This window comes from Flavobacterium tyrosinilyticum (genome assembly GCF_023656565.1).
Classification (GTDB): Bacteria; Bacteroidota; Bacteroidia; order Flavobacteriales; family Flavobacteriaceae; genus Flavobacterium; species Flavobacterium tyrosinilyticum.
Map to the genome: position 1 here is coordinate 142,138 of NZ_JAMOKG010000004.1, position 26,025 is coordinate 168,162.

A 26,025-nucleotide genomic window follows, 5' to 3' on the forward strand; every position below is an offset into this window, starting at 1 on the left:
ATTTTAATAACCGTAATCATTTTTTAACTGACCATTACTTGCATCAAGAAATACTTGCCATATTGGCCAGAATTGTCTCTCATCAGGATTTACTCCTGCTTTATACAATGAAGCTATCTTAGCATCTGCAGCAGTTCCTGTCCATGTCCAAGCAGTAGAAGAATACAATGCTCCTGGATTTGTAGTTTCTCCACGATTAAGTCCATAGATATCTAAACTTACATTATCTGACTGATATTTATAGTACAAAGTCGCTGGCACATCTGCATATTGTCCCGTACGAGTAGATAATTCAGCCATTTTTTGTTTTGCTTTATCTAAGTTTGCTTTAAGCAAGTTCCAACGGATAAGCGCTTGTTTACGTTCCATCTCTCCTGTAAACTCATATTTATTTTCTTCAACAAGAGCATTAAACATTGCGTCTTTGCTCGTTAAGGCATTTACATAAGATTCAACCTTAGTCGCTTGATCTGCTGTAGAAAATGATCTTCTACGAATTTCTTTCAAATAGGGCATTGCTGCACTTGGACCTTCTAATTCGTTTGCTGTTTCAGCAGCTATTAAAAGCACCTCAGCATAACGCATGTACATTTTATTAACCCCGTCATCATTAGTTGAAGTTACATAACGTTTCATCCATTCATAACGATATTTACCAAAATACCATGTATCTAGAGTACCCAATTCTTGTTTTGCAATACCATTTACTGCTGCACCATATTTGTAAGGTACACATGTAACATTTCTACGTGTATCTGCTTGATCATAGTCATAGAAAACAAATGGCAATGGTCCTGCTACACCTCCACGGTTAGCTCCATTAGCTTGAAATTGATCAGCTGCTGCAGTGTGTTTTACTGCAAAAGTGAATAACATTCTACCACGCCCATCAGAAAAAGGAAGCTCCCAAAGAGATTCTCCTCCTGCAGCAGTATTTTCTTCATTGTATTTTCTCCATAATCCTTCAAAAGTAGATTCTAAACGAGCAGAACCACTTTGGATCACTTCGCGAGATTCTTTTAATGCCAATGCATACATGTTGGCAACTGAAAGTTCTGGATCGCTACTTCTTCTTACTCCATCAGGATATTGCTGATAACCACTTGCTGCCAAAGCCAAACGTGCTCTAAATGCTTTTACAAAAGCTTTATTTACATGTTCTACCGTACTTGTATAAGAAGTTTCGTTAGGCCATGCCACCAATGTTGATGCTTCACCTAAATCTGCAATTAATTGTTTGTAAATAACATCTCTACTCGCTTTAGGCAAATATAATGTTGCAGTAGTGATAGGTTCAAAACGAGCTGGAACATCACCCCAAGACTTAAGCAAATCGGCATAATAGATTGCTCTTAATGTTAAAGCTTCTCCTAGTAGTTGTCCCATTTCTGAGCCTGGTGTAGGATTCCCATATTGACGTAGACCTTTAATACAGATATTGGCACGCTCAATACCTGAATACATCATTGAATAAGCATTGTTGGTAGTATTCATCTCCGTATTAGTTGGCTTTGCATCATACACACACAAATCTGCTTTATCTCCTGCTGTCTGCGAAGTATTGTACCATTCTACGTCTGTATTTAATCCATAATATGGTAAAAATCTTCCTCTATAAGAATTGGTCTCTGCGAATGGCACTTTTATTCCATCAATAGCTCCTTTTGCAAGTGCTACTTCAGAAAATATCAAAGATGGTTCTAATGTTGATTTTGCATCTGTTTCTAAATAGTCATCTTCAAATTGCTGGCAAGAACTAAATAAAGCCGCAATAATCAATCCCGCTATTATTATTTTATGTTTCATTTTGTGATCGTTTAAAATTAGAAATTAAGATTCATTCCAAAAATCATCTGTCTGCTTCTTGGATAAGGACTTGAATCTACCCCTGGTGTAAGTGGATTTTTTCTTTTTGTTGAAACTTCTGGATCTGAACCCGAATAATTAGTCCAAACAAAAACATTACTTGCCGTTAAATAAAATCTCAATTTTGAAATTCCTAGTTTAGATGTAAACATTTCAGGTGTAGTATACCCTAATGTTAGAGTATTCAATCTTAAAAAGGATGCATCTTCAACTGCCCAATCAGTAAAAATAGCAGATCTCATATAAGGAGACCACATAGTTGTATTAGCATTAAGAGCTGCTAAAGCTTCAGGATTATCTGTTACTAATTGTCCTGTTGCTGGATCTAAATTAGTCCATCTTTGACCATCAGCCATAGTAGAATTTAAGTTTTTATATCTTCCTGAAGCTGTAGCTGTAGAAAATTCGATTTTATCGGCATTGTATACCTCATTACCAATACTCCAATTAAAAGCTGCCATTAAATCAAAACCATAAGCATTACCATTAATCACAAAACCTCCTGAGCTCTTAGGATTAACATTGCCAATAACAGTCTTATCATTTACATCTACTTTACCATCTCCATTGATGTCTTTTAATTTCATGTCTCCAGGCTTAAGACCGCTTCCGTCTCCTACTAGAGAGGTAGAAGTATTAACTACTCCAGTTTTCAAAACATACTTTCCTGCAACATAATCAAAGTCCGAAACTTCATATCTACCATCATTTCTATAACCGTACATACTACCCAACGAAGAACCTACTGCTACTAAATAATCATCTCCAATTTGTGAAGAAGCCCATCCTGTTGCTTGCCCAAAATCACTCATAACTCCTAAAGAGTTAATACGATTTTTGTTTATTCCCATATTGAATGAAAAGTTCAATCCGTATTTTGCTTTTTCAATTGCAACTACATTTATAGTAGCTTCAAAACCTGTATTTTGTGTTTCTCCCATGTTACGATATTGGAAATCATATCCAACTCCTGAAACTGGAAAGTTGATTAATAAATCACTTGTAATGTTTTTATAAACATCAAAATTACCACTTAAGCGATTTTTAAAAAACGCGAAATCTAAACCAAAGTTCTGAGTTACTGTTGTTTCCCATTTCAAATCAGGGTTAGGCATTGTTTTAGAAGGCGCCCAAACACTAGTAACACCGTTAATCCAGGTAGTTGCTGTAGATTGGAAAATTTGTACTTGCTGTCCAACAGGAATATTATTATTTCCTGCTTCTCCATAACTTGCTCTTAATTTTAAAAGACTTAGCCAGCTTTTATTTTTTAAGAAATTCTCTTCAGAAAGTTTCCATCCTGCAGCAAATGCTGGAAAATATCCCCAACGATTTTGCTCTTGGAATTTACTAGAACCATCTGCACGGAATGTAGCTGTGAAAATGTAACGGTTTTTGTAATCGTAATTTGCACGTCCAAAAAATGACAACAATCTATCATCAGGACTGTAATAGTTATCTACTGATTGTGGAGTTCCTTGTGTTGTTAATGTTTTTGCTTTTTCAAAATCAAAAAAAGTAGGATATCCATGAATTGTATTTGTAAGCGTATTTGATGTATAATTAATGCTTTCTTCTCCAACAAGAGCCGTCAAATGATGATCTTCTCCCATTATTTTTTTGAAATCATAATTCAACGTATTAGCATTTCTAAAACGTTTCTCTTTACTATCTGACATAATCATTGCAGGCATATTCTGTAACGTCGCCAGCGGTGAATTAGCCACATAATAAGTAGTAAGACCATAAAAGCGATAATCCTGATTATTAAAATTATCTAGACCTAAATCTACTTTCAATTTTAAATTGTCTACAATCTCCCATCCAAAACTTCCTAACATATTAAAGTTTTTACGAAACTGTTGACGATTATTATCCGAAATAGATGTAAAAGGATTTATTAACATATCTGTTCCATCCCCATTAACATCTTCTGAAGTTAACCCCGCAACCGGAAGTGGCGCATAACCCACAATAGTACGCATACGTGAATCTGATGAAGATTTCTCATTTTGTTCATTTACACCACCACCATCAATTTCAGTATCTGAATAACGCACAGTAAAACCAACATCTATCTTATTACTTATTTTACTTTTTAAAGCTAATGCTAAGTTATTTCTTTTGTAATTTGAACCAATCATAATCGCCTTTTCATCGTAATGAGCATAATTAAAGTTATAATTAAGCTTATCCGTTCCTCCTCTAATTCCTAGATCACGGCTTTGAACTTCTCCTGTGCGTCCAAAAATTTGCTCTTGCCAATCATCACCTTTAAGACCTTGGTACAGATCGTGATCTTGCCAATTTCCAAAATACTTTGTATAGCTATCTGGATTAGAAGCTACTTTAGTTCCACTTTGCGAAAGCAAAGCATATTCATATTGCCATTTCGTATAATCCTCTGGAGATAAAACATCAATTTTATTCGCCATCTTTTTCATACCATAAAACATATTAAAGTTTACGGCCATTTTTCCATCTTTTCCGCTTTTTGTTGTAATAAGAATTACTCCATTTGCACCACGTGATCCGTAGATTGCAGTTGAAGCAGCATCTTTTAAAACGGTCATTGTTTCAATATCAGATGAAGAAATATCATTCATATTATTGATAGGGAATCCGTCTACAATAATTAAAGGCGAAGCGTCTTGAGTAAGCGAACCTCCTCCACGAACTCTAATTTTAATATCAGCATCTGGAGAACCCTCTGCTGCAGTTACCTGCACACCTGCTATACGACCTGTTAGAGCTTCAGCAACATTGGCTACCGGCACTTTTTTCAAATCTGCACCTGAAATAGTAGAAACTGCACCAGTCAGATCAGATTTCTTAGCAGTTCCGTATCCGATTACAACAACTTCATTTAAGTTGTTAGAATCTTCAGACATCGTTGCGTTAACCTTCGTTTTTCCCTCGGCAGAAATGTCAATGTTTTTGAATCCTATAAAAGAAAAACTTAATACTGCTTTCGGATTGGTTAGTTTTATTTTGTAATGCCCGTCAAAATCGGTAGAAGTTCCGTTCTTAGTTCCTTTCTCTAAGACGTTTACCCCAGGAAGAGAAAGTCCCGCAGCATCCTTCACGGTTCCCTCTATCGTTGTGCCCTGTGCGTGTACTTGACTACCGATCAATAAGCACAGTAAGAAAACAAGTTTAAAGCAAAAATTTGCTCCTTTGTTTAATAGTTCTTTAAAGTTCATGGTTGATTGTTTAAGTTATTAAAAGTTTTTTCTTTTTGGTTTAAGTGGTTTTTTGTGGTTACTTTCAATTCATTTTATAGTTAATTTTTGTGGTTTTATTTTAACAGTAATTTATCTACCTCCTCACTAAAGCTTTGTTTCTGCTCTATTTTCGGTCTTTTTACTTAATCGATTTCGAACAATCAAAAAAAAGTTGTAATCGATTACACAAACATAGATATTTTTTTCAAACGAAAAATAAAATTTCCCAAAAATTTCATAAAAAAAATTACATTTTAAAAATTTTATCGCTTTTTTATGTGGGATGTATAATTTATACCAACTTAAAATATTAAAAATATTATTATTAATCGTTCATTTGATTCTATTTTTGCAAAAAAAACAATCGATTACATGAATATTAATTACGAAATTATTAGGTGTTAATTTTACACTTAAAAAGTTAAAGAGATCCTAAAAAAAATTAAAACAGCGAGAAAGAAGAGCTATATTTTAAAGTGTATTTTCTGACTAGAAGCGTCTACTGAATAAACCCGAAGAAGAGTTTAAGCTTTAATCAATTCGTTTAAGGCACAAAAAAAGCCCTTAAACAAAAGTTAAGGGCTAAGAAAAATGAATATTTTTAAAGTTATACAGGCTGTAACTGAACTTGTTTCTGATGTAATCTCATCAATATGAATGTAATAATCATTCCGATTACCGACATAACAACTCCAATAAGGTTTGGAGACGAATAACTGAATCCCGCAGCCAAAGGTAATCCGCCAAGGAAAGCGCCTAAAGCATTACCAATATTAAAACTTCCTTGAAGTGATGCTGAAGCAATCATCTCTGCTCCTTTTGCCGTACGAATCATAAGCATTTGAATTGGCGCAATAACCGAAAATGAAATAGCTCCGGTCAAAAAAGTAAGAAACAGGGACACATATTGATTGAATGAGAAAAAGTAAACTAGAATTAAATCTAAAGACATTACCAATAATAAAGCTAATGTAGTTGGCGCCGGCGAAAAACGATCTGCCAATTTACCTCCAACAAAATTCCCCACTACCATTCCTAGTCCTGCTAAAATCAAGATAGAAGAAACATCTTCTGGCGAAAATTTAGAAACATTAATTAATAAAGGAGCAATATAACTGATCCAGGCAAAAAGCCCTCCAAAACCAATTGCGGTAATTCCGATAATTAGCCAAGCTTCTGTTTTCTTAAAGAACTGAAGTTGTGTTTTCATATTTACACTTTCTCCTTTTTCAAGATTTGGCATCCAAAGATAAATTGCCAAAAAAGTCAATAATCCAACAATAGCAATTAATATAAAAGTATAACGCCAAATAAAATGATGCCCTATATAAGTTCCAATTGGCACACCTATTAAGTTGGCAATAGTTAAACCAGCAAACATTATAGAGATTGCCTGCGCTTCTTTTCCTTTATCTGCCAAACGGCTTGCGACTACCGCTCCCACTCCAAAGAATGCTCCATGCGGTAATCCAGATAAAAATCTAGACGCAAATAAAATATTATAATCGGGAGCAATAATGGACAATGCGTTAAAAACGGCCAACATTAAAGCTAAAATTAAAAGCATTTTTTTAGGTGCATAATTTCTTCCTGCGATTACTAACAAAGGCGCTCCAATAACAACTCCAAGTGCATAAGATGAAATTAAATATCCGGCAACTGGGATTGAAACTTTCATATCTGAAGCAATATCTGGGAGCAATCCCATCATTACAAATTCTGTAATACCAATAGTTAACCCTCCTAAAGAGAGCGCAATAAGACTTTTTTTCATTTTGATTTATTGTAGAAAGGAATAGATTTCTACGAAGCAAAATTAACACCGTTAGCCTTAAAAAAAATTGTAAATTTGTGACATAAAATTGTATATTTAAGTTATGCCTAAATTAAATCAGTTTAAAACGCTTGTTCTTGATGAATTTGAAGAAGAGAAGTTTCATCTCCCTCCACATACGCATACGTATTATGAAATCATCTATATAAAGAAAGGAAGCGGAATTCATCACCTCAATAACAATCTGCTTCCGTATAAAGCTGGAGATCTATTTGTTATTTCGCCAGACGACGAACATTATTTTGATATAAAGAAAAGTACCCGATTCATTTTTATCAAATTCACTGATAATTATTTCAACTCCAAACAGAATCTTACTTGCGATGAATTTTTAGTAAATACTCCCGAAAGTTTCATGCGCGATAAGATCCTAAAAGAAACTGTTTTGAAGTTTGACGAACCTTGCAAAACGATTCTAAAAAACACGGTTGAAAATATCGTAACATATGGACATTATATAGATGTTACCTCCTCTCCCATTGTTTTCTATCAGATTCTTTCTCTCTTTGGTTTAATTAAAGAAACAATTCGAGGCATGAATTTACAGATGAAATCGACTCATTTGGATAGCGAACAAATTGCGAATTACATTCATCAGAATATTTATCAGCCCAAACTGGTTCAGGTAAAAGTAATTGCGGATCATTTTAATATTGCTCAAACCTATTTTAGTGCTTATTTCAAAAGAACTTTCAGCATCAGTTATCGCGAATACATTCATAATCTAAGAACGACTTTAATCGAAAAAAGATTTCATAACAATCAATTGCCAATTAAACAGATTGCATATGAATTTGGTTTTACAGATGAAAGTCATTTGACGAATTATTTTAAAAAGCGAAAAAACATGAAACCAACCGATTTTAAGAAACTGTAGTTATCGAAATCTTAAAAAGTAATTTCTCCACACATTTTTAACTAAATTTGTATTTATAAAAACAATTTCTTTGAAAAAGAAGATCCATATAATACTGCTTTTTATAACACTCAGTTTCTTTTTGAATCCGAGTTATACCTACGCATGCAATATGGTGCATCACAAAGAAATCGCTTCTAAAGAAGAAAACAGCTGTTCTAAAAAATGCTGCGAAAAGAAAACTTCAAAACAGGAAAAACACAATTGTGACGGAAAATGCCGTCATTCTGGCTGCACAACTTCTGCATTGCAATTTGTTATTTTAACTTCAAATGATCTTGAGTTACAAAATGATGTTTTCAATTTTTCTTTAAAAAACACTATTTCATCTTACAGTAATTCTACCATTTCTTCTGGATTTACTTCTATTTGGCTCAAGCCGAAAATATAATTATCGCATTGATGACAGCCCATATTGGGTCTTTTTTAAAACTAAATTTTTAATTAATTTTAAAGGAAATAAAATCCTTTACCTAAATATTATATACAATGAAAAAATCAATCATAGCTTTAGCAACAGTACTTACCCTATTATTTAATGCCAATAACATTCAGGCAAATACAGCAAAAGTAGAATCGGGAACAACAGAAATCGTTGATGCGAGTCAGCTTCAATCTGTTTACGATGCTTATTTTACCGTAAAAGATGCACTTATTAAAAGTGATAGCAAATTAACTTCGGCGAAAGCCAAAGACTTACTGACAGCGATTACTGCGGTAAAAATGGACAAACTAAAAAGCAACGAACATACGGTTTGGATGAAAGTGGTTAAAAAACTAACTGCCGATGCTAAAAGTATTTCAGCAACAACAGATCTTAAAAAACAACGCGAAACTTTTAAATCTCTATCTAAAAACACTTATGATTTAATAAAAGTTTCAAGTCCAGAACAGCCAATCTACAAACAATATTGCCCAATGGCAGATGCTGACTGGTTGAGCAAAGAAAAAGCAGTTAAAAATCCGTATTACGGTTCTTCTATGCTGACTTGCGGAAATGTGGTAGAAACGATTAAATAATATGAAGCTTTACATCAAAAATATGGTGTGCAGCCGATGCAAAATGGTAGTGAAGTCTGAGTTCGAAAAACTCGGACTTCCTACTATTTCTGTTGAATTGGGTGAAGTCGAACTGGAAAAAGAAATTAGCGACGAGCAAAAAGAAGTTCTATTAAAAAACCTTCAAGTTTTAGGTTTTGATTTAATTGACGATAAAAAAACAAAAACCGTTGAAAGAATAAAAAACCTGATTGTCGATTTAGTGCATCATAAAAACAACGAACTTAAAATCAACTTATCTGATTATTTGGCAGAAAACTTAAATCAGGATTATAATTCGTTAAGCAACTTATTTTCGGAAATTGAAAATACCACGATTGAAAAGTATTTCATCAGTCAGAAAATTGAAAAAGTAAAAGAATTATTGATTTATAATGAGCTTTCGTTAAGCGAAATTGCAGATATTCTGAATTACAGTAATGTGGCGCATTTAAGCAATCAATTCAAGAAAATTACGGGCTTTACTCCTACTTCGTTCAAACAATCAAAAGATAAAATGCGTATTCAGATTGAGAATATATAGTTTTTGATTTTTAACCGCAAAGGGCGCAAAGGTTTACGCAAAGTTCGCAAAGACTTTTTTATTTAGCCACAGATTATAAGGATTAAAAGGATTTTAAAATCTGTGTTAATCTTTTTAATCTGTGGCTAACTTTTTATGCGCAAAGCTTTGAGAACTCTCTAATCTTTAAACAAACAAAACTTAGTGCTCTTTGCGTAAACCTTTGCGCCCTTTGCGTTAAAAACAGCATTTCGTAAATCTTACAAATCATTCCCAAAATTATACAAACCGAACTCATAGATACTTCAGAAATTTGCATTGTAATACTTAAAAACCAATACAATGACTCATCAATATATAATTTCAGGAATGTCTTGCAACGGATGTCGAACCAAAGTAGAAAAAACTCTAAACGAAGTTGAAGGCGTTCAGGCAGAAGTAACTTTAAATCCTCCAACGGCTACCATAACGATGGATAAGCACGTTCCTACAGAAAAATTTCAAGAAGTTTTGTCTGCGGCAGGAAATTATACTATCGAAATGGATTCGCCAAAAAATCATGGCGAAGTTGCTAAATCTTGCTGTTGTAGCCATAAAAAAGAGAATCATCATCATAAAGCAGAAACTAAAAAAATACATCAGCATAGTGCAAATGGCGTTTATTACTGTCCAATGCATTGTGAAGGAGACAAAACATACAATAAACCCGGAGATTGCCCAGTCTGCGGAATGGATTTAGTACCGCAAGTTGCTATAACTGCAACACAATTTACTTGTCCAATGCATCCTGAAATCGTTTCAAACGAGCCAGGCGATTGTCCGATTTGCGGAATGGATTTAGTTCCGATGCAAGCTTCAGAAAGTGAAGAAAACAAAACCTATTCTGATTTATTGAAGAAGATGAAAATCGCGATTCTGTTTACGCTTCCTATTTTCATCATCTCGATGTCAGAAATGATTCCGAATAATCCGCTTTACAATATAATGTCTATCGAAAAATGGAATTGGGTTCAGCTTTTATTTTCGATTCCCGTTTTGTTTTATGCAGGATGGATGTTTTTCGTTCGCGCTTACAAATCTATTGTGACTTGGAATTTAAATATGTTTACTTTGATTGGAATCGGAACCAGTGTTGCGTTCCTATTTAGTATTGTCGGAATGTTTTTCCCAGATATTTTTCCATCGGAATTCAAATCGCATCACGGAACCATTCATTTGTATTTTGAAGCTGCGACCGTAATTATCACTTTAGTTTTATTAGGACAATTATTGGAAGCCAAAGCTCACGGACAAACAAACGGAGCCATAAAAGAATTATTAAAATTAGCACCAACTGAAGCAACTCTAGTTGAAAACGGAGAAGATAAAGTAATCTCTATTCATAATATTAAAAAAGGAGATTTACTTCGTGTAAAACCAGGAGAAAAAATTCCTGTTGACGGAAAAATAACTGCTGGCGAAAGCAGCATTGACGAATCTATGATTACGGGAGAACCAATTCCGGTTGATAAAAAAATGGGCGATGCAGTAATTTCTGGAACTATAAACGGTACCAAATCATTTGTGATGATTGCTGAAAAAGTAGGATCAGAAACCATGTTGTCGCAAATTATTCAAATGGTAAATGATGCCAGCAGATCTCGCGCTCCAATTCAGAAATTAGCCGATCGCGTTTCTAAATATTTTGTTCCAACTGTTGTAATTATTTCGGTTTTAACATTCTTTCTTTGGGCAAAATTTGGTCCAGAACCCGCTTATGTTTACGGATTAATTAATGCGATTGCCGTTTTAATTATTGCTTGCCCTTGCGCACTTGGATTAGCAACGCCAATGTCTGTAATGGTCGGAGTTGGAAAAGGCGCTCAAAACGGAATCCTGATCAAAAATGCCGAAGCTCTAGAAAACATGAATAAAATTGATGTTTTAATCACCGACAAAACAGGAACCATTACCGAAGGAAAACCATCTGTAGAAAAAATATATTCAATTAATAATGAGGAAGATTTTCTACTTCAAAACATTGCTTCATTAAATCAGCATAGCGAACATCCTTTGGCGCAAGCTGTAGTCAATTTCGCGAAAGCAAAAAATAACTCATTTAAAGAAGTTCAAGATTTTGAAACCATTGCAGGAAAAGGTGTTTTAGGAACTATTGAAGGTAAAAAAGTTGCCTTAGGAAATAAAAAATTAATGGAAGAAATAGGTGCTTCCGTTTCTGATGATTTAGAACAAAAAGTTATTGCTGAACAAAATTTAGGGAAGACTATTTCGTACATCGCAATCGATTCTATTGTCTTAGGTCATGTTGCCATTACTGATGCCATCAAAGAAAATAGTGTAAAAGCTATTAAAGAATTAATTGCTCAAGGCGTTGAGGTTATCATGATGACGGGCGATAATCATAACACTGCTAAAGCAGTTGCCGAACATTTGCATTTGAGTTCTTTTAAGGCTGATTGTCTTCCACACGATAAATTAAAAGAAATTGAACGTCTTCAAGCGCAAGGAAAAATTGTTGCCATGGCGGGAGACGGAATCAACGATGCTCCGGCTTTAGCGCAATCTAACATCGGAATTGCAATGGGAACAGGAACTGATGTTGCGATTGAAAGTGCAAAAATTACTTTGGTAAAAGGCGATTTAAACGGAATTGTAAAAGCCAAAAACCTCAGCCATGCCGTAATGTCAAACATCAAACAGAATTTATTCTTTGCCTTCATTTATAATACTTTAGGCGTGCCAATTGCTGCGGGGATTTTATATCCATTTTTAGGAATATTGCTTTCGCCGATGTTGGCTGCGGTTGCCATGAGTTTGAGTTCTGTATCTGTAATCGTAAACGCTTTACGATTGAGAAATTTAAAATTGTAAGTTGGAGCGTAATTATTTTAACGCATAGAAACATAGATTTTTGTGTCTAAAAAAAGAAAAGAAACAAGTTTCCACACATAGTAGCTATGCGTATTTAAATAAGTGAAACGCCTTTTTAATCTTCAAATTACTATGTTTCTATGTGTTAAAATTAAATTGTGTTCAATTTACCCTAACGACTTAAAATTATAATTTGTAATGAAAATTAAATACATCCTGATTCTTTTTTTAATTGCTTTTCAGCTAAAGGCACAAAAAGTCGTGCGTTACGATTTGTACGTTCGTGATACAATCGTCAATTTTTCGGGTAAAGAAAAACGAGCGATTGCAGTAAATGGACAAATTCCAATGCCGACTTTGACTTTTACGGAAGGAGATATTGCCGAAATTTATGTACATAATGAACTCAAAAAGGAAACAACTTCGATGCACTGGCACGGATTGTTTTTACCTAATAAAGAAGATGGTGTTCCCTATTTAACTCAAATGCCGATTGAACCTGGAACAACTCATAAATATACTTTTCCAATTATTCAGAACGGAACGTATTGGTACCATAGCCATTCTGGTTTGCAGGAACAAATTGGTTTGTACGGACTTTTTATCATCAACAAGAAAAAAGACGATTCAACTATTAGAAAAGGCATTGATGATTTACCTACTATTCCAGTTATTTTAAGCGAATGGTCGGATCTTAAACCGGAGAATATTCAGCGAATGCTGCACAATGCCAACGATTGGTTTGCAATTAAAAAAGGAACAACACAAAGTTACTCCGAAGCCATAAAACAAGGACATTTTTCGACCAAAGTGACCAACGAATGGAAAAGAATGAATGCGATGGATGTCAGCGATGTCTATTATGAAAAGTTTCTCATTAATGGTCAAAATGAACAGCAGTTTTCAGACCTTAAACCAGGTTCAAAAGTAAGATTGCGAATTGCCAATGGCGGCGCTTCCAGTTATTTCTGGCTGACTTATGGCGGAGGAAAAATAACCGTTGTTGCAAGTGACGGAAATGATGTTGAACCTGTAGAAGTCGATCGTTTGATTATTGCAGTTTCTGAAACTTATGACGTTGTAGTTACGATTCCTGAAGACCATAAATCTTTTGCTTTTTTGGCTACAGCCGAAGACAGAACAGGATCTGCGTCTTTGTTTTTAGGAAGTGGAGAGAAACAGCCTGTTCATCATCTTTCGAAATTAAAATATTTTGAAGGCATGAAAATGATGAACGATATGATGAAAATGAACGGCGAAATGAACGATATGGGCATGAATATGACTTTGAATAAAATGGACATGAATGCCGTAATGTATCCTGAAATTTCTGGTGAAGATGAAAATGCAAAACCTAAAATGGATCATTCCAATCATAATATGGAAGACATGAAAATGGAAAGCGACAGCACTGAAACTTCTGAAATTGTCACTTTGAATTACGGAATGCTGAAATCTCCTTTTAAAACCAATCTTCCGAAAAATGTGCCTGTAAAAGAATTGCGTTTTACGCTTTCTGGAAACATGAATCGTTACGTTTGGAGTTTAGATAATAAAGTAGTTTCTGAAACCGATAAAATTTTAATTAAAAAAGGAGAAAATGTTCGCATCGTTTTATACAATGGTTCGATGATGCGTCACCCGATGCATTTACACGGACATGATTTTAGAATATTGAATGAACATGGCGATTATTCTCCGTTAAAAAATGTCATTGATATTATGCCAATGGAAACCGACACCATCGAATTTCAGGCAAATGCCGACGGCGACTGGTTTTTTCACTGTCATATTTTATACCACATGATGGCTGGAATGGGAAGAATTTTCAGTTATGAAAATTCAGCACCAAATCCGTTGATTCATCATCCTGAAATGGCTTTCAAAATGCTGAAAATGGACGATCGTATGTTTCATTTTATGGCTGAAAATGATTTTGCCACGAACGGAAATGACGGTGAAGCCATGTTCAGCAACACACGCTGGAGCATCGGAACGGAATGGAGATTGGGTTATAACGACAAACATGGCTATGAAACGGAAACACATATTGGACGTTACATCGGAAAAAATCAATGGTTAATGCCTTTCATTGGTTTTGACTGGCGTTATCGAAAAATGGGAATGGACGAACAGGAACAAAACTTATTTGGCCAAACGAATACAAAAGATAATCGTTCTGTTTTTAGTGCCGGTCTTGAATATACTTTACCAATGCTCATAAAAGCACAAGTTGAGGTTTATACGGATGGAAATGTTCGTTTACAATTTGAACGAAAAGATATTCCGCTTTCGCAAAGACTTCGCATGAATTTAATGTGGAATACCGATAAAGAATATATGGCGGGATTGAAATATATAGTAGCACGAAACTTCGGAATTACAACGCATTATGACAGCGATATGGGAATTGGTTTTGGTGTTAATTTGAATTACTAATTTTTTCGTTAACCATATAAGTCAGTTAAGTTCATGTTTTTAATAGCTTGTTCAAACAGATTAATTATAGTACTTTTATTACAAATTTAAAATAATTAATTATGAGTTAGGATATTGTTCTATTTAATTATGCTGAAAAAATAATCTTAATTGAAGATTTGGATGAAGAAAAACTTTTGCCAATAGATTTTGACAAAGTACTACTTGAAAATTGTTCAACAAAAAAAACAGAAGATAAATATACTCACAATGATTTCTTTTCTGATTCTATTAATGATGATATTAATTTCCATCTCGATGATGAGCCAAGTAGTAACAAGATGATTTCTCTTTATAGTGAAGAAGCATTATTTAAAATTATTGAATTGGCAAAAGTTCATAATTGGCAAATTTTCGATACTTCATTAGGTGAAATGCTTGATCTTGAAAATCCTGCTAAAAACGGATATAGTAATCATAAAAATTATGTTAATCAGATTATGAAAAACAAGTGATAAAATCAATTCACTTTTACCAAAACATTAACAATCAAACTATTCTTACAGATATAAAATCAGTTTATATTTGATTTACCAATTATAATCTCTAACACTAAAAAACATTTAAAAATGACAAAAGTTATCACGGTAGTAACAGTTGCTTTATTTTCGATCGGTGTAATGGCTCAGGAAACAAAACCTGCAACAAAAGAAAAAGCAAAAAAGGAATCTTGCTGCAAAAAAACATCAACTGAGAAAAAAGATAAAAAGTCTTGTTGCGTTAAAAAATAATTGAAATGCTAATTTATAAGAAAGGCCTCAAAAATATTTGAGGCCTTTTTTTATACTGTTGAGAAACTGTGTCACAGTTTAAAACTTTGACACAGTTCTTAAATTGTAATTCGTGAATTCGCGGCAAAAAAACTATTTAACTCGAATACTCCATTCAAAATCCATTTCAGAAACTTGAACACCTTCTTCGTTTGTTCCAATAGATTTCATCCAGAACGTCTGCCCTTCTCCAGTTTCTATTGTTTTCTTTATTGCCTCTGTAATTAAATGTCCGTCATTGCAAACAAAAGTAATTCTTCCTGTCGCTTTTTTGGTAAAGTTTCCTTTGTTGTTGGCTACTAACATCGAAATCTTTTTTCCACTTTGCTGAATCTGAGAAATCACTAAAGCTCCCGTTGTAAGCTCTGCCGCCATAGCTTGAACAGCAAAATACATGGAGTTAAACGGATTCTGATTGATCCAGCGATGCTTGACACTTACAATGCAACTATCACTATCAATTGCTTTTACACGCACACCACAAAAGTATGCAGAAGGTAATTTGAACAAGACGAATTTGTTAAGTTTTGAGACCGAAAGTGCCATATGATTTGTTTTTTCTTGTAAAAATACAAAAAAACTATGCATGCACAATAAATTATTCGCATATCAAAAGATTCCCAATAAAGACAAGGATTCGGAATGATTTTCAGTCTTTTAAAGGTTATTTCTGGATTTTAAATTTGTTAATATTTTGTTAATATTTGGTACTATGCAAAACAAGATACTGTTTTTTAGCCATATATTTGCATAAGAAATTACTATATACTTTTAATCATGGAAACAACAACACCACTCATCATGGAAAAAACATCAGAAAAGAATACAGCATCATTTACTCATTTGAGTACTTTAAGCCAATATATAATTCCGTTTGGGAACTATATTTTTCCGCTAATCATTTGGACAAACTATAAAGACAAGTCTGAATTTGCAGATCATCACGGGAAACAAGCTTTAAATTTTCAGTTAAGCATTTTGCTTTACAGTTTGATCTTAGCGCTTATTGCTATTCCGATTTTGGTTACTGTTTTCTTGCAGAATCTTCCGTTAGAAGCTGTTTTTAATGACGACGATTTTGTAATTAGGAACTTTAACTTTCAAGCAAACATTGGACTTTTAAGTGTCGGAATTACCGCTGTGGTCCTTTTTGGAGTTTTAAAATTCGTTGAATTCTTTTTAGTGATCTATGCTTCAATAAAAGCTTCAAACGGAGAATTATACAAATATCCGCTTACGATTCCTTTTATAAAGTGACACAAAAATTAAAAGTTATAGTCGAAACATCAATCAAATCAAATAAGTTTCTCAATCAATCATCAATCAAATTATCATCAATCAAAAAACGAATTGTTCAATCAAAAAAAAACAAAATGAAATTATGAACATTGAAAACACAAAAGCACAGATGCGCAAAGGTGTTCTTGAGTTTTGCATCTTATCAGTTCTAAAAGAAAAAGACGCATATACATCTGAAATATTAGACACTTTAAAAAACGCAAAATTACTAGTTGTAGAAGGAACCGTTTACCCGTTGTTAACTAGATTAAAAAATGACGGTTTACTTAATTATCGCTGGGAAGAATCGACCTCTGGGCCACCACGAAAATATTATGGGCTAACCGAGATAGGACAAACTTTTTTAAACGAACTTAGCGGCACCTGGACAGAATTATCTGACGCCGTAAATCTAATCACCAATCAAAATCAATAAGTCATGAACAAAACAGTAAATATTAACTTAGGCGGGATGTTTTTTCACATCGATGAAGATGCATACTTAAAATTGACACGCTACTTTGACGCTATAAAACGATCACTTAACAACTCATCTGGACAAGACGAAATTATTAAAGATATCGAAATGCGTGTTTCTGAATTGTTGACAGAAAAACAAAAAAGCGAAAAACATGTTGTTGGACTGAAAGATGTTGACGAAGTGATTGCGGTAATGGGCCAACCAGAAGATTATAGAATTGAAGACGAAGAAAATGCAAATCAATCTTTCAATAACTACAGTGCAAGAAAACACAAAAAATTATACCGTGACAAAGAAAATGGTATGATTGGAGGTGTGGCTACAGGTTTAGGACATTATTTCGGAATTGATGCAGTTTGGATTAAAATCATATTCTTAATCTTTGTTTTTGCAGGTTTTGGAACAGGAATTTTAGCTTACTTCGTTCTGTGGATTGTAACTCCTGAAGCTGTTACAACTTCCGAAAAATTGGAAATGACAGGAGAACCAGTAACCATTTCTAACATCGAAAAAAAAGTTAGAGAAGAAATTGATTCGCTTTCTGAGAAATTCAAAAATGCGGATTATGATAAAATGGGAAACCAGGTAAAGTCGGGAGCTGGGAGAATAAGTAGTTCATTTGGAGACTTTGTCATGACGGTTTTTAAAATCTTTGCTAAATTTTTAGGCGTAATTCTAATTATCTCAGGGATTTCTACCTTAATCATGTTATTGATTGGAGTTTTTACTTTAGGAACCAACATTTTCATCGATTTCCCTTGGCAGAATTTTATTGAAGCTGGAAACTTTACAGAATACCCGCTTTGGTCATTCGGATTGTTAATGTTCTTTGCAGTTGGAATTCCGTTTTTCTTCTTGACTCTTTTAGGATTTAAACTGTTATCTCCAAATTTAAAATCAATCGGAAACATCACAAAATATACGCTTTTAGCTCTTTGGATTATTTCTATCGCAATTCTTACTAGTATCGGAATCAAACAGGCAACTGAAATTTCATACGATAATAAAGTAGTAGAGAAAAAAGTTCTGGCAATCAAACCTACTGATACTTTATATATTAAGTTCAAGTACAATGATTATTACACAAAAAGCTTAAACCACTATAGAGAATTTGAGTTTGTACAAGATTCTGCAAATAAAGAACTGATTTATTCTAATGATGTACGTATACACGTATTACACACAGACGAATCAGCTCCGTTTATGCAGATTGAAAAAAGTGCAAGAGGAAACTCTTTTACAAATGCTAAAAAAAGAGCAGAAAAAATCGATTATAAGTTTCAAGTTAACGGAAATCATTTAATTTTGGATAACTATTTTCTGACAGATGTAAAAAACAAATTTAGAGGCCAAGAAGTCGACATTTATCTTTACTTACCAGAAGGGCAATTAGTTAAACCAGATTCTTCTATAAGAGATTACTATAACTCAGATGACAATTTCTTTGAATTAAATTACAACGGAGATTACAATTACAAAGTTATCGGGTCTAAAGTAAAATGTTTAAACTGTCCTGCTGATGAAGATAATGACAATGATGAAAATGACTACGAGAATATAAACGAAGAAGTTAATAATGCCATTAATGATGCTCAAATTGAAGCCAATGATACGGTAAGAGAAGTTTCGGTTAAAATTAACGGAAAAGAAGTTATTAACGGAAAGAAAACTAAAGGAAGACTAACCACTGATAAAAACGGAGTAATAATCAAAATTAACTAAACCATGATAAAAATAATCATTCATATTACGAAATTTATAATCATAACTATAACTGCTTTATTGTTTGCTTCATGTAATTTTAACATGAATGCAATTGAAGGAAGCGGTAATGTTACAACAGAAAAAAGAACCGTTCAAGGAGAGTTTAAAAACATCTCTGTAAGCAATGCTATCGATTTGGTTATTGTACAGTCTGATGCTACAGAAATTACCGTTGAAGCCGATGACAATCTTCAAAAAGAAATTGTTACTAAAGTAGAAAACGGAACACTTATTATAGAATGCAAATACAGCTCTTTCCGCAACATTACATCAAAAACAGTAACGGTAAAAATGCCTGTTGTTCATAAAATTGAAGCTTCAAGTGCTTCAAGTGTTGAAACTGAAGGACTTGTTCAGGGCGAAGACATTACTTTAGAAGCTTCAAGCGCAGCTTCGATGGATGTTAAAATCGAATCGGATAGAATTGCAATAGATGCTGGAAGCGGAAGTTCTGTAGATATTGAAGGTAAAGCATTAAGCCTTACTACTTCTGTTTCAAGCGGAGGAAGTATTGATGCCGAAAAGTTAATGGCTAATGAGGTTCAGGCAGATGCTTCTAGCGGAGGAACAGTTTCTGTAAAACCAATCTTAAGCTTAAAAGCAGATGCTTCTAGTGGAGGAAATATTAATTATAGCGGCACTCCAAAAACTATTGAAAAATCGGCAACATCTGGAGGAAGTGTAAATAAAAGCTAAAAAAGCAACTGTTAAATATAAACGAAATCATTCATCAAAAGTGGATGATTTTTTTATATTTGTCAAAATCAAATCTAGAATTAATGAAAAAAAGTACAGCCCTGCTCCTATTAGTATTTGTTACGACACTGACTTTCGCTCAAAAAAGAGAAAAAATTAAAGGTTCTAAAATTGTGACAACCTCAGTAAAAGAAGTTGGAAGTTTTGATGCCCTTGAAGTCGATGATAATATTGAAGTTTATTTGGAACAAGGAGAAAAAAACGAAATTAAAATTGAAGCCGATGACAATCTTCACGATATCATTGGAATGGATTTAAGAGAAAAAACGCTTCGATTATATACTAATAAAGAATCTTCTATATTCAAGAAATTATCTGTTAAGGTTACTTATACTAAATCATTAAATAAAGTAATCACTAAAAATGAAGCTATAGTATATGCCATTCAGGAATTGCAACTAGATGATATTACGATGAATTGCGTTGATTATTCTAAATTGTATCTGAATGTAAATGCAAAGAGATTTACTCTAATTGCCGATGATAAATCTAAAACAGAGTTAAACTTAAAAGCCGAAGACGGAAATTTACAATTGAGCAAAAATGCCGTGGTTAAAACATTGGTTTCTGCTGTAAAATTCAAATGTGATTTGTATCAAAGAGCAACTGCCGCAATTGAAGGTATTGCCGAAAAAGCAACTATTAGATTAGACAATAATTCTGTTTTTACAGGAACAAAATTTACTTTGAAAGATGCAAATGTTACTACTGAAGGTTCTGCCGTTGCTACTATTTTAGCAGATACTACTATTGCAATAGCAGCTGGAGACAAGTCTGAAATCTCATTATATGGCGATCCAAAAATAGACCTTACGCGCTTTAGCGAAGAAGCAAAACTGATTAAAAAGCCAGGCGCAACAAAAGCAAAATCAACGACATTGTAAACTTTTAAAGTTTAAAATATAACGAAAAAGAAAAATCCCAGTCTAAAGTTTTAGACTGGGATTTTTTTATTACAAAAGATTTCAAAGTTCCAACAACTTGAAACCTGAAACTTGAAACTTTTTTAACTTACTCCTTTGAAGCCAAATATCTTTCAGCATCCAAAGCCGCCATACATCCTGTACCCGCAGCCGTAATTGCCTGACGGTATACATTATCTGCAGCATCACCAGCTACGAAAACACCATCTACATTTGTTCTAGATGTTCCAGGAGTATTTACGATATAACCTGTTTCATCAAGTGTAATGTAATCTTTGAAAATATCTGTATTTGGTTTATGTCCAATTGCTACGAAGAAACCAGTTGCAGGAATTTCGATTGTTTCTCCAGTTGTTTTGTTTAAAGCTTTAATAGCATGAACAACATTGTTGTCTCCTAAAACTTCAACTGTATCATGATTCATTAAAATCTCGATATTTTCAGTTTTACGAACACGCTCTTCCATGATTTTAGACGCTCTAAATTTTTCGCTTCTAACCAACATAGTTACTTTTTTACAAAGTTTAGATAAGTAATGTGCTTCTTCGCAAGCAGAATCTCCTGCTCCAACAATAACAACATCTTGGTTTCTGTAGAAGAATCCGTCGCAAACTGCACAAGCAGAAACTCCACCACCCATATTTAAATAGTGCTGTTCTGATGGCAATCCTAAATATTTAGCCGAAGCACCTGTAGAAATAATTACAGTTTCACAGTGCAATTCGATAGTATCGTTAATCCAAACTTTATGAATATCTCCAGAAAAATCAACTTTTGTTGCCCATCCGTCACGAATGTCTGCACCAAAACGTTTTGCTTGATCTTGTAACTGAATCATCATTTCAGGTCCTGTTACTCCATCAACATAACCAGGAAAGTTTTCAACCTCATTAGTAGTAGTCAATTGACCGCCAGGCTGCATTCCTTGATATAATACTGGATTCATGTTAGCTCTAGCCGCATAAATAGCCGCAGTATAACCTGCAGGACCAGAACCTATAATAAGGCATTTAATTTTTTCGATTGTATTTGACATAGTAATAGTATTTTTGAGTTGCAAATGTAAACTTTATTATAAAAAATAACGTCTAAAATAAATCTGAAATAGCTATGTGGAAATAAGTTTTATTTATTTTCATTTTTTTTTCTTTTACAAATCAAATTTATTTATATCTTTGCATCCGCTTTCGGGCACTACAACAAAATTACATCTTCGGGGTGTAGCGTAGCCCGGTTATCGCGCCTGCTTTGGGAGCAGGAGGCCGCAGGTTCGAATCCTGCCACCCCGACAAAAGCCGAACAGAAATGTTCGGCTTTTTTGTTTTTCTTTAATTCGACATTCTCAAAATATCCTTTTAAAAACATAACCCGTGGTTTCAACCACGGGATACGCATCGTGATTACAATACGTTCCCCGCGGTTGAAACCGCGGGCTATATTAAAATAAATCTCTAAAAATCAATCGATTTCTAGAGGTTTTTCTTCAAAAAATATCAATATCTAAGTTTATTTTTCCATACTTATATAAGAAGGATAAGATTCCTTATTAGGCAAAATAAATTCTTCATCAAAAGGCTGTACCCCTTCTCCATTATTATATGATGCGACACGTTTTACACCAGTTGCTGTGCTTCCGCCAGTACCATTAATAACATTCTGAATATTTCCTGAACCTGCAAAACGAGTAATACACATTTTCTCCAATTTCACATTTGGATTATTAGGCGCTTCAAAACCATTTTTCTTATTCACATTTCCATCAGTTCCTGTAAAAACCGCATAAGATCCCATTCCGATAGTGTGATGTTCTTTTACCGAATTTGCTACTTTAAATGCAGCGTAACCATCAACTCTACCTCCCTGACTACTCCAACTTGCTTGATTTGGCGCATCGTATGGTGGTTCGTTTTGAAAGAAGAAAGTTCGACCACGTTCTCCTAACCATAATACTTCATATTCCTGATAATGCTCTACAAACAAGGCATAAAGCGCCACATCATTACCCGCTACAATAAGTCCGTTTTTACACCTGTCTCTTGTCCAACGTGCATCGCCGCCTTTTTGCGAGCCATGATCTGCGCGCCACAACCAGAAATGATCTCCTACAACATTGTTACTATTTATCTGCATAGAAGCCTGAATCTGAATATTTTTTGACTGAACCCCGCCCACTCGGCAAGTAATATCGCTAAGCAAAATAGGATCTGCACTATGGTCTGCATTTGCTCCTTCATTACCAATTCTAACTTGATAAGTCGTACTATTCGATGAATCCATTAAAAGTCCAGCAATAATAATTCCGTCTTTATCATCAGCATAAATACATCCCCAAGTATTTTTTTCTGTTGGCTCTAGCGTCACAGAAGCAATACCAGCCCCCAAAAGTATGGCGTCTTTTCTATTTACCTGAATCGGAGCATTCAAAGCATAATGTCCAGGAGTAAAAAATATATTTTTACCTGCTTTCAATGCTGCATTTATCTCTGCATCTGTGTCTCCTTCTTTAGCAACATACCAATTTGCATTCAAATCTTGAATTTCTCCTTTTCCTATATCTATGGCAGACCAAGAAACTCCTACTCTATCCTTTTGCCACGCTGGCACAAAAATTTTATATTCTCCGTCATTATCAATAAAAAGAAAAGGTTTTTCTCGTATAATAGGAGTTGTCGGAATTGAAGAATTGGCATCATCTGCCTGCGGAGGATTTACACATCCCTGCCAAACCATATTATACGATCCTCCCATAGCCTCAGAACCGGAAGGAAAAACAGTATTTCTAGTATACCATTGTTGCTGTCCACCCCAGTTCGGTCTTGCAGATGTATAATGAGTATCTGCAATAAAACCGCCGCTGCCCCAGAAGTTAGTATCTCCAATATCCGAAATATACTTTGAAGTATTTTCAATCAGCAATCTTCTGGCACTAGTTGACTGAGAAACTGTCCATGAAAAATCACGCATTATTGCTACATTTTCAACAGAACGCCAAAATGTACAAGTCGCATTTGCTCCACCAGAAAGATGAGGTCTTGTAAATATTGCTCCCAATTTAACATCTGAAGGCACTTTTCCCAAACCTCCAATATGAGAATAAAAACCTAATTCTATGGCATTAGATATTGCAGACGATGCAGAACCCGATCCGCCAACATCGTAGGTTTGTCCATTCACATTTGGTTTAAAATAATAAGCCTGCCGTTTTGTTGTCCACTCTCCATTGGCACCTCCTAAACCGATAGTGCTAAACTGTGTGTTAATTTCATTTCGGGCTGTTTCAGCTTTTTCATGTTTTCTATCATAGAAATACATATTATCTCCAAAAATCTGATTTTCGAGTGAAATTATAATAGTAACATCATTTCGAGTAACTTTATAGTAATTCTCATATTTAGCTGCGTTAGGCTTTTTATCGGTAAATGTCAATTTAGAAGTGGATCCTACCGAAACAAAATCAGATGCCAAACGGCTGCCCCCTCTACTAATTATATAATTTCCAGAAGTACCAAAAGTCGACCATGATAATGTAATACTATGTTTCTTTTTACTGTAGACAATTTTGCGTTCAATTTTTTTATTTCCTTCTGTTTTTTCGTTATCCGTAAACGATGAAGTAAAACTGCACAAAAGCAGTATAAATGCAAATGCTGTAAATAATGAAATTGCTTTTCTACTCATAAGAATGCTCATTTTGTGGTTTGATAGATTGTAATAATTGTAATTTTAAGAAAGCCCAAAATAGCAATAATCTTCAACCTTCGAGTCCGTTTTTGAACTCAATTTTCTTATCAAAAACACTACAAAACCTGCAAATTTTGTCTTTTCATAACACAAATATGCCTTATCCAAGACATCTCTTTTTCTTTAATAGCTTTTTTTTACCCCCAAATAAAAAAAGAAAACAAAATGAAAAAGATTCTATTATTTATTGCTTTAGTTTTTTCTACTGCTATAATCGCGCAAGAAAAAAACATCATTTCAATAGATTCATGTTCATTAACAAAAGAAAGTGTCTTATATAAGAAAAATGCCCACGCTTCTTATTATCATGATAAATTTAATGGAAGAAAAACAGCAAGTGGAAAAAGATTCAATAATAACGAACTTACTGCTGCACATAAAAAATTCCCTTTTGGCACAATACTAAAAATAACAAACGAGGCAAACAATAAATTCACAATCGTAGAAATTACGGATCGAGGACCTTTTGTTAACGGAAGAGAAATTGATCTCAGCAAAAGAGCTTTTATGGATATTGCATCTAATAAAAAAAGTGGCTTAGTTTATGTCACTATCGAGATTTTAAAATAAAAAGATTTTCTCACACCAAAATTAGATTCTTGTCTTTTTGAGGCAAGAATAGCACTAAATTATCCTAAAAACTTATTAATAATTTTATTTATAACTAAAATTATTTTGTGTCAAACACCCATGAAACCCCGATTAGGCAGACTTTCACAAATGTTAACAAAATAGATTTTCAGAAACCATAAATAATTGTATTTTTACGGTTCAAAATTCAGAAAATAAATGGGCAAAATCATTGCTATTGCTAATCAAAAAGGAGGCGTTGGAAAGACTACTACATCAGTAAATCTTGCTGCCTCATTAGGTGTTTTAGAGAAAAAAGTATTATTAATCGACGCTGATCCACAGGCCAATGCTACATCTGGTCTTGGAATTGACGTAGAAACAGTTGAAACCGGAACTTACCAAATACTTGAACATACTGTAACACCAAAAGAAGCCGTTTTAAAATGTACAGCTCCAAACGTTGACGTGATCCCTGCTCACATTGACCTTGTTGCTATCGAAATTGAATTGGTTGACAAAGAAAACCGCGAATACATGCTTAAAAAAGCATTGGAAGAAGCAAAAGAAGAATATGATTATATCATTATCGACTGTGCACCTTCTTTAGGTTTGTTAACCTTGAATGCTTTAACAGCAGCAGATTCTGTAGTTATTCCTATTCAATGTGAATATTTTGCACTTGAAGGATTAGGAAAATTATTGAACACTATTAAGAGTATTCAAAAAATCCACAACCCAGATCTTGACATTGAAGGTTTATTACTAACAATGTACGATTCAAGATTACGTTTATCAAATCAGGTTGTAGAAGAAGTTCAAAAACACTTTAACGATATGGTTTTTGACACTGTAATTCAGCGAAATGTAAAACTAAGTGAGGCTCCAAGTTTTGGAGAAAGTATCATTAATTATGATGCGACAAGCAAAGGTGCCGTAAACTATATTCATTTAGCACAGGAAATTATAAAGAAAAACAGTAAATAGTTTTT

At 34.0% G+C, this 26,025-nt stretch carries 21 protein-coding genes and 1 tRNA gene; 16 read left to right on the top strand and 6 right to left on the bottom strand.

Annotated features, from left to right (window positions below):
* Positions 1 to 3: 3 nt before the first annotated feature.
* The 3 genes from NCC77_RS20810 to NCC77_RS20820 all read right to left on the bottom strand — a co-directional run bounded on the left by NCC77_RS20810 (position 4) and on the right by NCC77_RS20820 (position 6,864).
* Positions 4 to 1,806, bottom strand: coding sequence for a RagB/SusD family nutrient uptake outer membrane protein (locus tag NCC77_RS20810; RefSeq protein WP_250837302.1), 1,803 nt, complete (start codon positions 1,804 to 1,806; stop codon positions 4 to 6).
* Positions 1,807 to 1,823: 17 nt separating this feature from the next.
* Complete coding sequence (locus NCC77_RS20815; RefSeq protein WP_250837303.1) at positions 1,824 to 5,069, bottom strand: SusC/RagA family TonB-linked outer membrane protein; 3,246 nt, start codon at positions 5,067 to 5,069, stop codon at positions 1,824 to 1,826.
* A 628-nt stretch (positions 5,070 to 5,697) separates the two neighbouring features.
* The gene (locus NCC77_RS20820; protein WP_250837304.1) at positions 5,698 to 6,864 is read right to left on the bottom strand and encodes an MFS transporter; all 1,167 of its coding nucleotides are present in this window, start codon (positions 6,862 to 6,864) and stop codon (positions 5,698 to 5,700) included.
* Between the two features lie 103 nt (positions 6,865 to 6,967).
* Between NCC77_RS20820 and NCC77_RS20825 the strand changes: the two genes are divergently transcribed.
* The 8 genes from NCC77_RS20825 (at position 6,968) to NCC77_RS20860 (ending at position 15,481) form a co-directional block, all read left to right on the top strand.
* On the top strand, positions 6,968 to 7,801 hold the full coding sequence (locus NCC77_RS20825; RefSeq protein WP_095929454.1) for an AraC family transcriptional regulator: 834 nt from the start codon (positions 6,968 to 6,970) through the stop codon (positions 7,799 to 7,801).
* Positions 7,802 to 7,871: 70 nt separating this feature from the next.
* Positions 7,872 to 8,231 carry a hypothetical protein gene (locus NCC77_RS20830; RefSeq protein WP_250837305.1) on the top strand — a complete coding sequence of 120 codons (360 nt, stop codon included), beginning with the start codon at positions 7,872 to 7,874 and terminating at the stop codon, positions 8,229 to 8,231.
* A 98-nt stretch (positions 8,232 to 8,329) separates the two neighbouring features.
* A complete protein-coding gene (locus NCC77_RS20835) occupies positions 8,330 to 8,860 on the top strand; it encodes a DUF3347 domain-containing protein (protein WP_250837306.1) in 531 nt (176 codons plus the stop codon).
* Between the two features lies 1 nt (position 8,861).
* On the top strand, positions 8,862 to 9,422 hold the full coding sequence (locus NCC77_RS20840; protein ID WP_095929452.1) for a helix-turn-helix domain-containing protein: 561 nt from the start codon (positions 8,862 to 8,864) through the stop codon (positions 9,420 to 9,422).
* A gap of 321 nt (positions 9,423 to 9,743) precedes the next feature.
* Positions 9,744 to 12,272 carry a heavy metal translocating P-type ATPase gene (locus tag NCC77_RS20845; RefSeq protein WP_250837307.1) on the top strand — a complete coding sequence of 843 codons (2,529 nt, stop codon included), beginning with the start codon at positions 9,744 to 9,746 and terminating at the stop codon, positions 12,270 to 12,272.
* Positions 12,273 to 12,470: 198 nt separating this feature from the next.
* Positions 12,471 to 14,711 carry a multicopper oxidase family protein gene (locus NCC77_RS20850; protein WP_250837308.1) on the top strand — a complete coding sequence of 747 codons (2,241 nt, stop codon included), beginning with the start codon at positions 12,471 to 12,473 and terminating at the stop codon, positions 14,709 to 14,711.
* Between the two features lie 158 nt (positions 14,712 to 14,869).
* Positions 14,870 to 15,205 carry a hypothetical protein gene (locus NCC77_RS20855; protein ID WP_250837309.1) on the top strand — a complete coding sequence of 112 codons (336 nt, stop codon included), beginning with the start codon at positions 14,870 to 14,872 and terminating at the stop codon, positions 15,203 to 15,205.
* Positions 15,206 to 15,319: 114 nt separating this feature from the next.
* Positions 15,320 to 15,481 (top strand): hypothetical protein, encoded by a 162-nt coding sequence (locus tag NCC77_RS20860; RefSeq protein WP_250837310.1) that lies wholly within the window; start codon positions 15,320 to 15,322, stop codon positions 15,479 to 15,481.
* 132 nt (positions 15,482 to 15,613) lie between these two features.
* Here the strand turns inward: NCC77_RS20860 and NCC77_RS20865 are convergent, their stop codons facing one another.
* Positions 15,614 to 16,066 carry a DUF4442 domain-containing protein gene (locus NCC77_RS20865; RefSeq protein WP_250837311.1) on the bottom strand — a complete coding sequence of 151 codons (453 nt, stop codon included), beginning with the start codon at positions 16,064 to 16,066 and terminating at the stop codon, positions 15,614 to 15,616.
* A gap of 255 nt (positions 16,067 to 16,321) precedes the next feature.
* Between NCC77_RS20865 and NCC77_RS20870 the strand changes: the two genes are divergently transcribed.
* The 5 genes from NCC77_RS20870 (at position 16,322) to NCC77_RS20890 (ending at position 20,683) form a co-directional block, all read left to right on the top strand.
* Complete coding sequence (locus tag NCC77_RS20870) at positions 16,322 to 16,777, top strand: DUF4870 domain-containing protein (protein WP_250837312.1); 456 nt, start codon at positions 16,322 to 16,324, stop codon at positions 16,775 to 16,777.
* A 124-nt stretch (positions 16,778 to 16,901) separates the two neighbouring features.
* A complete protein-coding gene (locus tag NCC77_RS20875) occupies positions 16,902 to 17,234 on the top strand; it encodes a PadR family transcriptional regulator (protein ID WP_008464689.1) in 333 nt (110 codons plus the stop codon).
* A gap of 3 nt (positions 17,235 to 17,237) precedes the next feature.
* On the top strand, positions 17,238 to 19,001 hold the full coding sequence (locus NCC77_RS20880; protein WP_250837313.1) for a PspC domain-containing protein: 1,764 nt from the start codon (positions 17,238 to 17,240) through the stop codon (positions 18,999 to 19,001).
* 3 nt (positions 19,002 to 19,004) lie between these two features.
* Positions 19,005 to 19,739: a head GIN domain-containing protein gene (locus tag NCC77_RS20885; RefSeq protein WP_250837314.1), complete on the top strand. Its 735-nt coding sequence runs from the start codon at positions 19,005 to 19,007 to the stop codon at positions 19,737 to 19,739.
* Positions 19,740 to 19,822: 83 nt separating this feature from the next.
* Positions 19,823 to 20,683, top strand: a complete 861-nt coding sequence (locus tag NCC77_RS20890; protein WP_250837315.1) for a GIN domain-containing protein — start codon at positions 19,823 to 19,825, stop codon at positions 20,681 to 20,683.
* 127 nt (positions 20,684 to 20,810) lie between these two features.
* On the opposite strand, the gene trxB is transcribed toward NCC77_RS20890, so the two are convergent.
* A complete protein-coding gene (gene trxB, locus NCC77_RS20895) occupies positions 20,811 to 21,758 on the bottom strand; it encodes a thioredoxin-disulfide reductase (protein ID WP_250837316.1) in 948 nt (315 codons plus the stop codon).
* Between the two features lie 178 nt (positions 21,759 to 21,936).
* On the opposite strand from trxB, the gene NCC77_RS20900 reads away from it, so the two are divergent.
* Positions 21,937 to 22,011: transfer RNA gene (locus NCC77_RS20900), tRNA-Pro, on the top strand.
* 217 nt (positions 22,012 to 22,228) lie between these two features.
* On the opposite strand, the gene NCC77_RS20905 is transcribed toward NCC77_RS20900, so the two are convergent.
* Positions 22,229 to 24,400, bottom strand: a complete 2,172-nt coding sequence (locus NCC77_RS20905) for a glycoside hydrolase family 55 protein (protein ID WP_250837317.1) — start codon at positions 24,398 to 24,400, stop codon at positions 22,229 to 22,231.
* Between the two features lie 228 nt (positions 24,401 to 24,628).
* Between NCC77_RS20905 and NCC77_RS20910 the strand changes: the two genes are divergently transcribed.
* Together NCC77_RS20910 and NCC77_RS20915 are read left to right on the top strand one after the other, a co-directional pair.
* Positions 24,629 to 25,033 (top strand): septal ring lytic transglycosylase RlpA family protein, encoded by a 405-nt coding sequence (locus NCC77_RS20910; RefSeq protein ID WP_250837318.1) that lies wholly within the window; start codon positions 24,629 to 24,631, stop codon positions 25,031 to 25,033.
* A gap of 219 nt (positions 25,034 to 25,252) precedes the next feature.
* Positions 25,253 to 26,020 (top strand): ParA family protein, encoded by a 768-nt coding sequence (locus NCC77_RS20915; RefSeq protein WP_008464569.1) that lies wholly within the window; start codon positions 25,253 to 25,255, stop codon positions 26,018 to 26,020.
* Positions 26,021 to 26,025 lie beyond the last annotated feature (5 nt).

Coding starts and splice junctions, on each gene's coding strand:
- NCC77_RS20810 (WP_250837302.1), bottom strand. CDS start 1,806: ATGAAACATAAAATAATAATAGCGGGATTGATTATTGCGGCTTTATTT.
- NCC77_RS20905 (WP_250837317.1), bottom strand. CDS start 24,400: ATGAGTAGAAAAGCAATTTCATTATTTACAGCATTTGCATTTATACTG.
- trxB (WP_250837316.1), bottom strand. CDS start 21,758: ATGTCAAATACAATCGAAAAAATTAAATGCCTTATTATAGGTTCTGGT.
- NCC77_RS20885 (WP_250837314.1), top strand. CDS start 19,005: ATGATAAAAATAATCATTCATATTACGAAATTTATAATCATAACTATA.
- NCC77_RS20820 (WP_250837304.1), bottom strand. CDS start 6,864: ATGAAAAAAAGTCTTATTGCGCTCTCTTTAGGAGGGTTAACTATTGGT.
- NCC77_RS20825 (WP_095929454.1), top strand. CDS start 6,968: ATGCCTAAATTAAATCAGTTTAAAACGCTTGTTCTTGATGAATTTGAA.
- NCC77_RS20835 (WP_250837306.1), top strand. CDS start 8,330: ATGAAAAAATCAATCATAGCTTTAGCAACAGTACTTACCCTATTATTT.
- NCC77_RS20870 (WP_250837312.1), top strand. CDS start 16,322: ATGGAAAAAACATCAGAAAAGAATACAGCATCATTTACTCATTTGAGT.
- NCC77_RS20815 (WP_250837303.1), bottom strand. CDS start 5,069: ATGAACTTTAAAGAACTATTAAACAAAGGAGCAAATTTTTGCTTTAAA.
- NCC77_RS20840 (WP_095929452.1), top strand. CDS start 8,862: ATGAAGCTTTACATCAAAAATATGGTGTGCAGCCGATGCAAAATGGTA.
- NCC77_RS20865 (WP_250837311.1), bottom strand. CDS start 16,066: ATGGCACTTTCGGTCTCAAAACTTAACAAATTCGTCTTGTTCAAATTA.
- NCC77_RS20880 (WP_250837313.1), top strand. CDS start 17,238: ATGAACAAAACAGTAAATATTAACTTAGGCGGGATGTTTTTTCACATC.
- NCC77_RS20860 (WP_250837310.1), top strand. CDS start 15,320: ATGACAAAAGTTATCACGGTAGTAACAGTTGCTTTATTTTCGATCGGT.
- NCC77_RS20875 (WP_008464689.1), top strand. CDS start 16,902: ATGAACATTGAAAACACAAAAGCACAGATGCGCAAAGGTGTTCTTGAG.
- NCC77_RS20910 (WP_250837318.1), top strand. CDS start 24,629: ATGAAAAAGATTCTATTATTTATTGCTTTAGTTTTTTCTACTGCTATA.
- NCC77_RS20915 (WP_008464569.1), top strand. CDS start 25,253: ATGGGCAAAATCATTGCTATTGCTAATCAAAAAGGAGGCGTTGGAAAG.
- NCC77_RS20850 (WP_250837308.1), top strand. CDS start 12,471: ATGAAAATTAAATACATCCTGATTCTTTTTTTAATTGCTTTTCAGCTA.
- NCC77_RS20890 (WP_250837315.1), top strand. CDS start 19,823: ATGAAAAAAAGTACAGCCCTGCTCCTATTAGTATTTGTTACGACACTG.
- NCC77_RS20845 (WP_250837307.1), top strand. CDS start 9,744: ATGACTCATCAATATATAATTTCAGGAATGTCTTGCAACGGATGTCGA.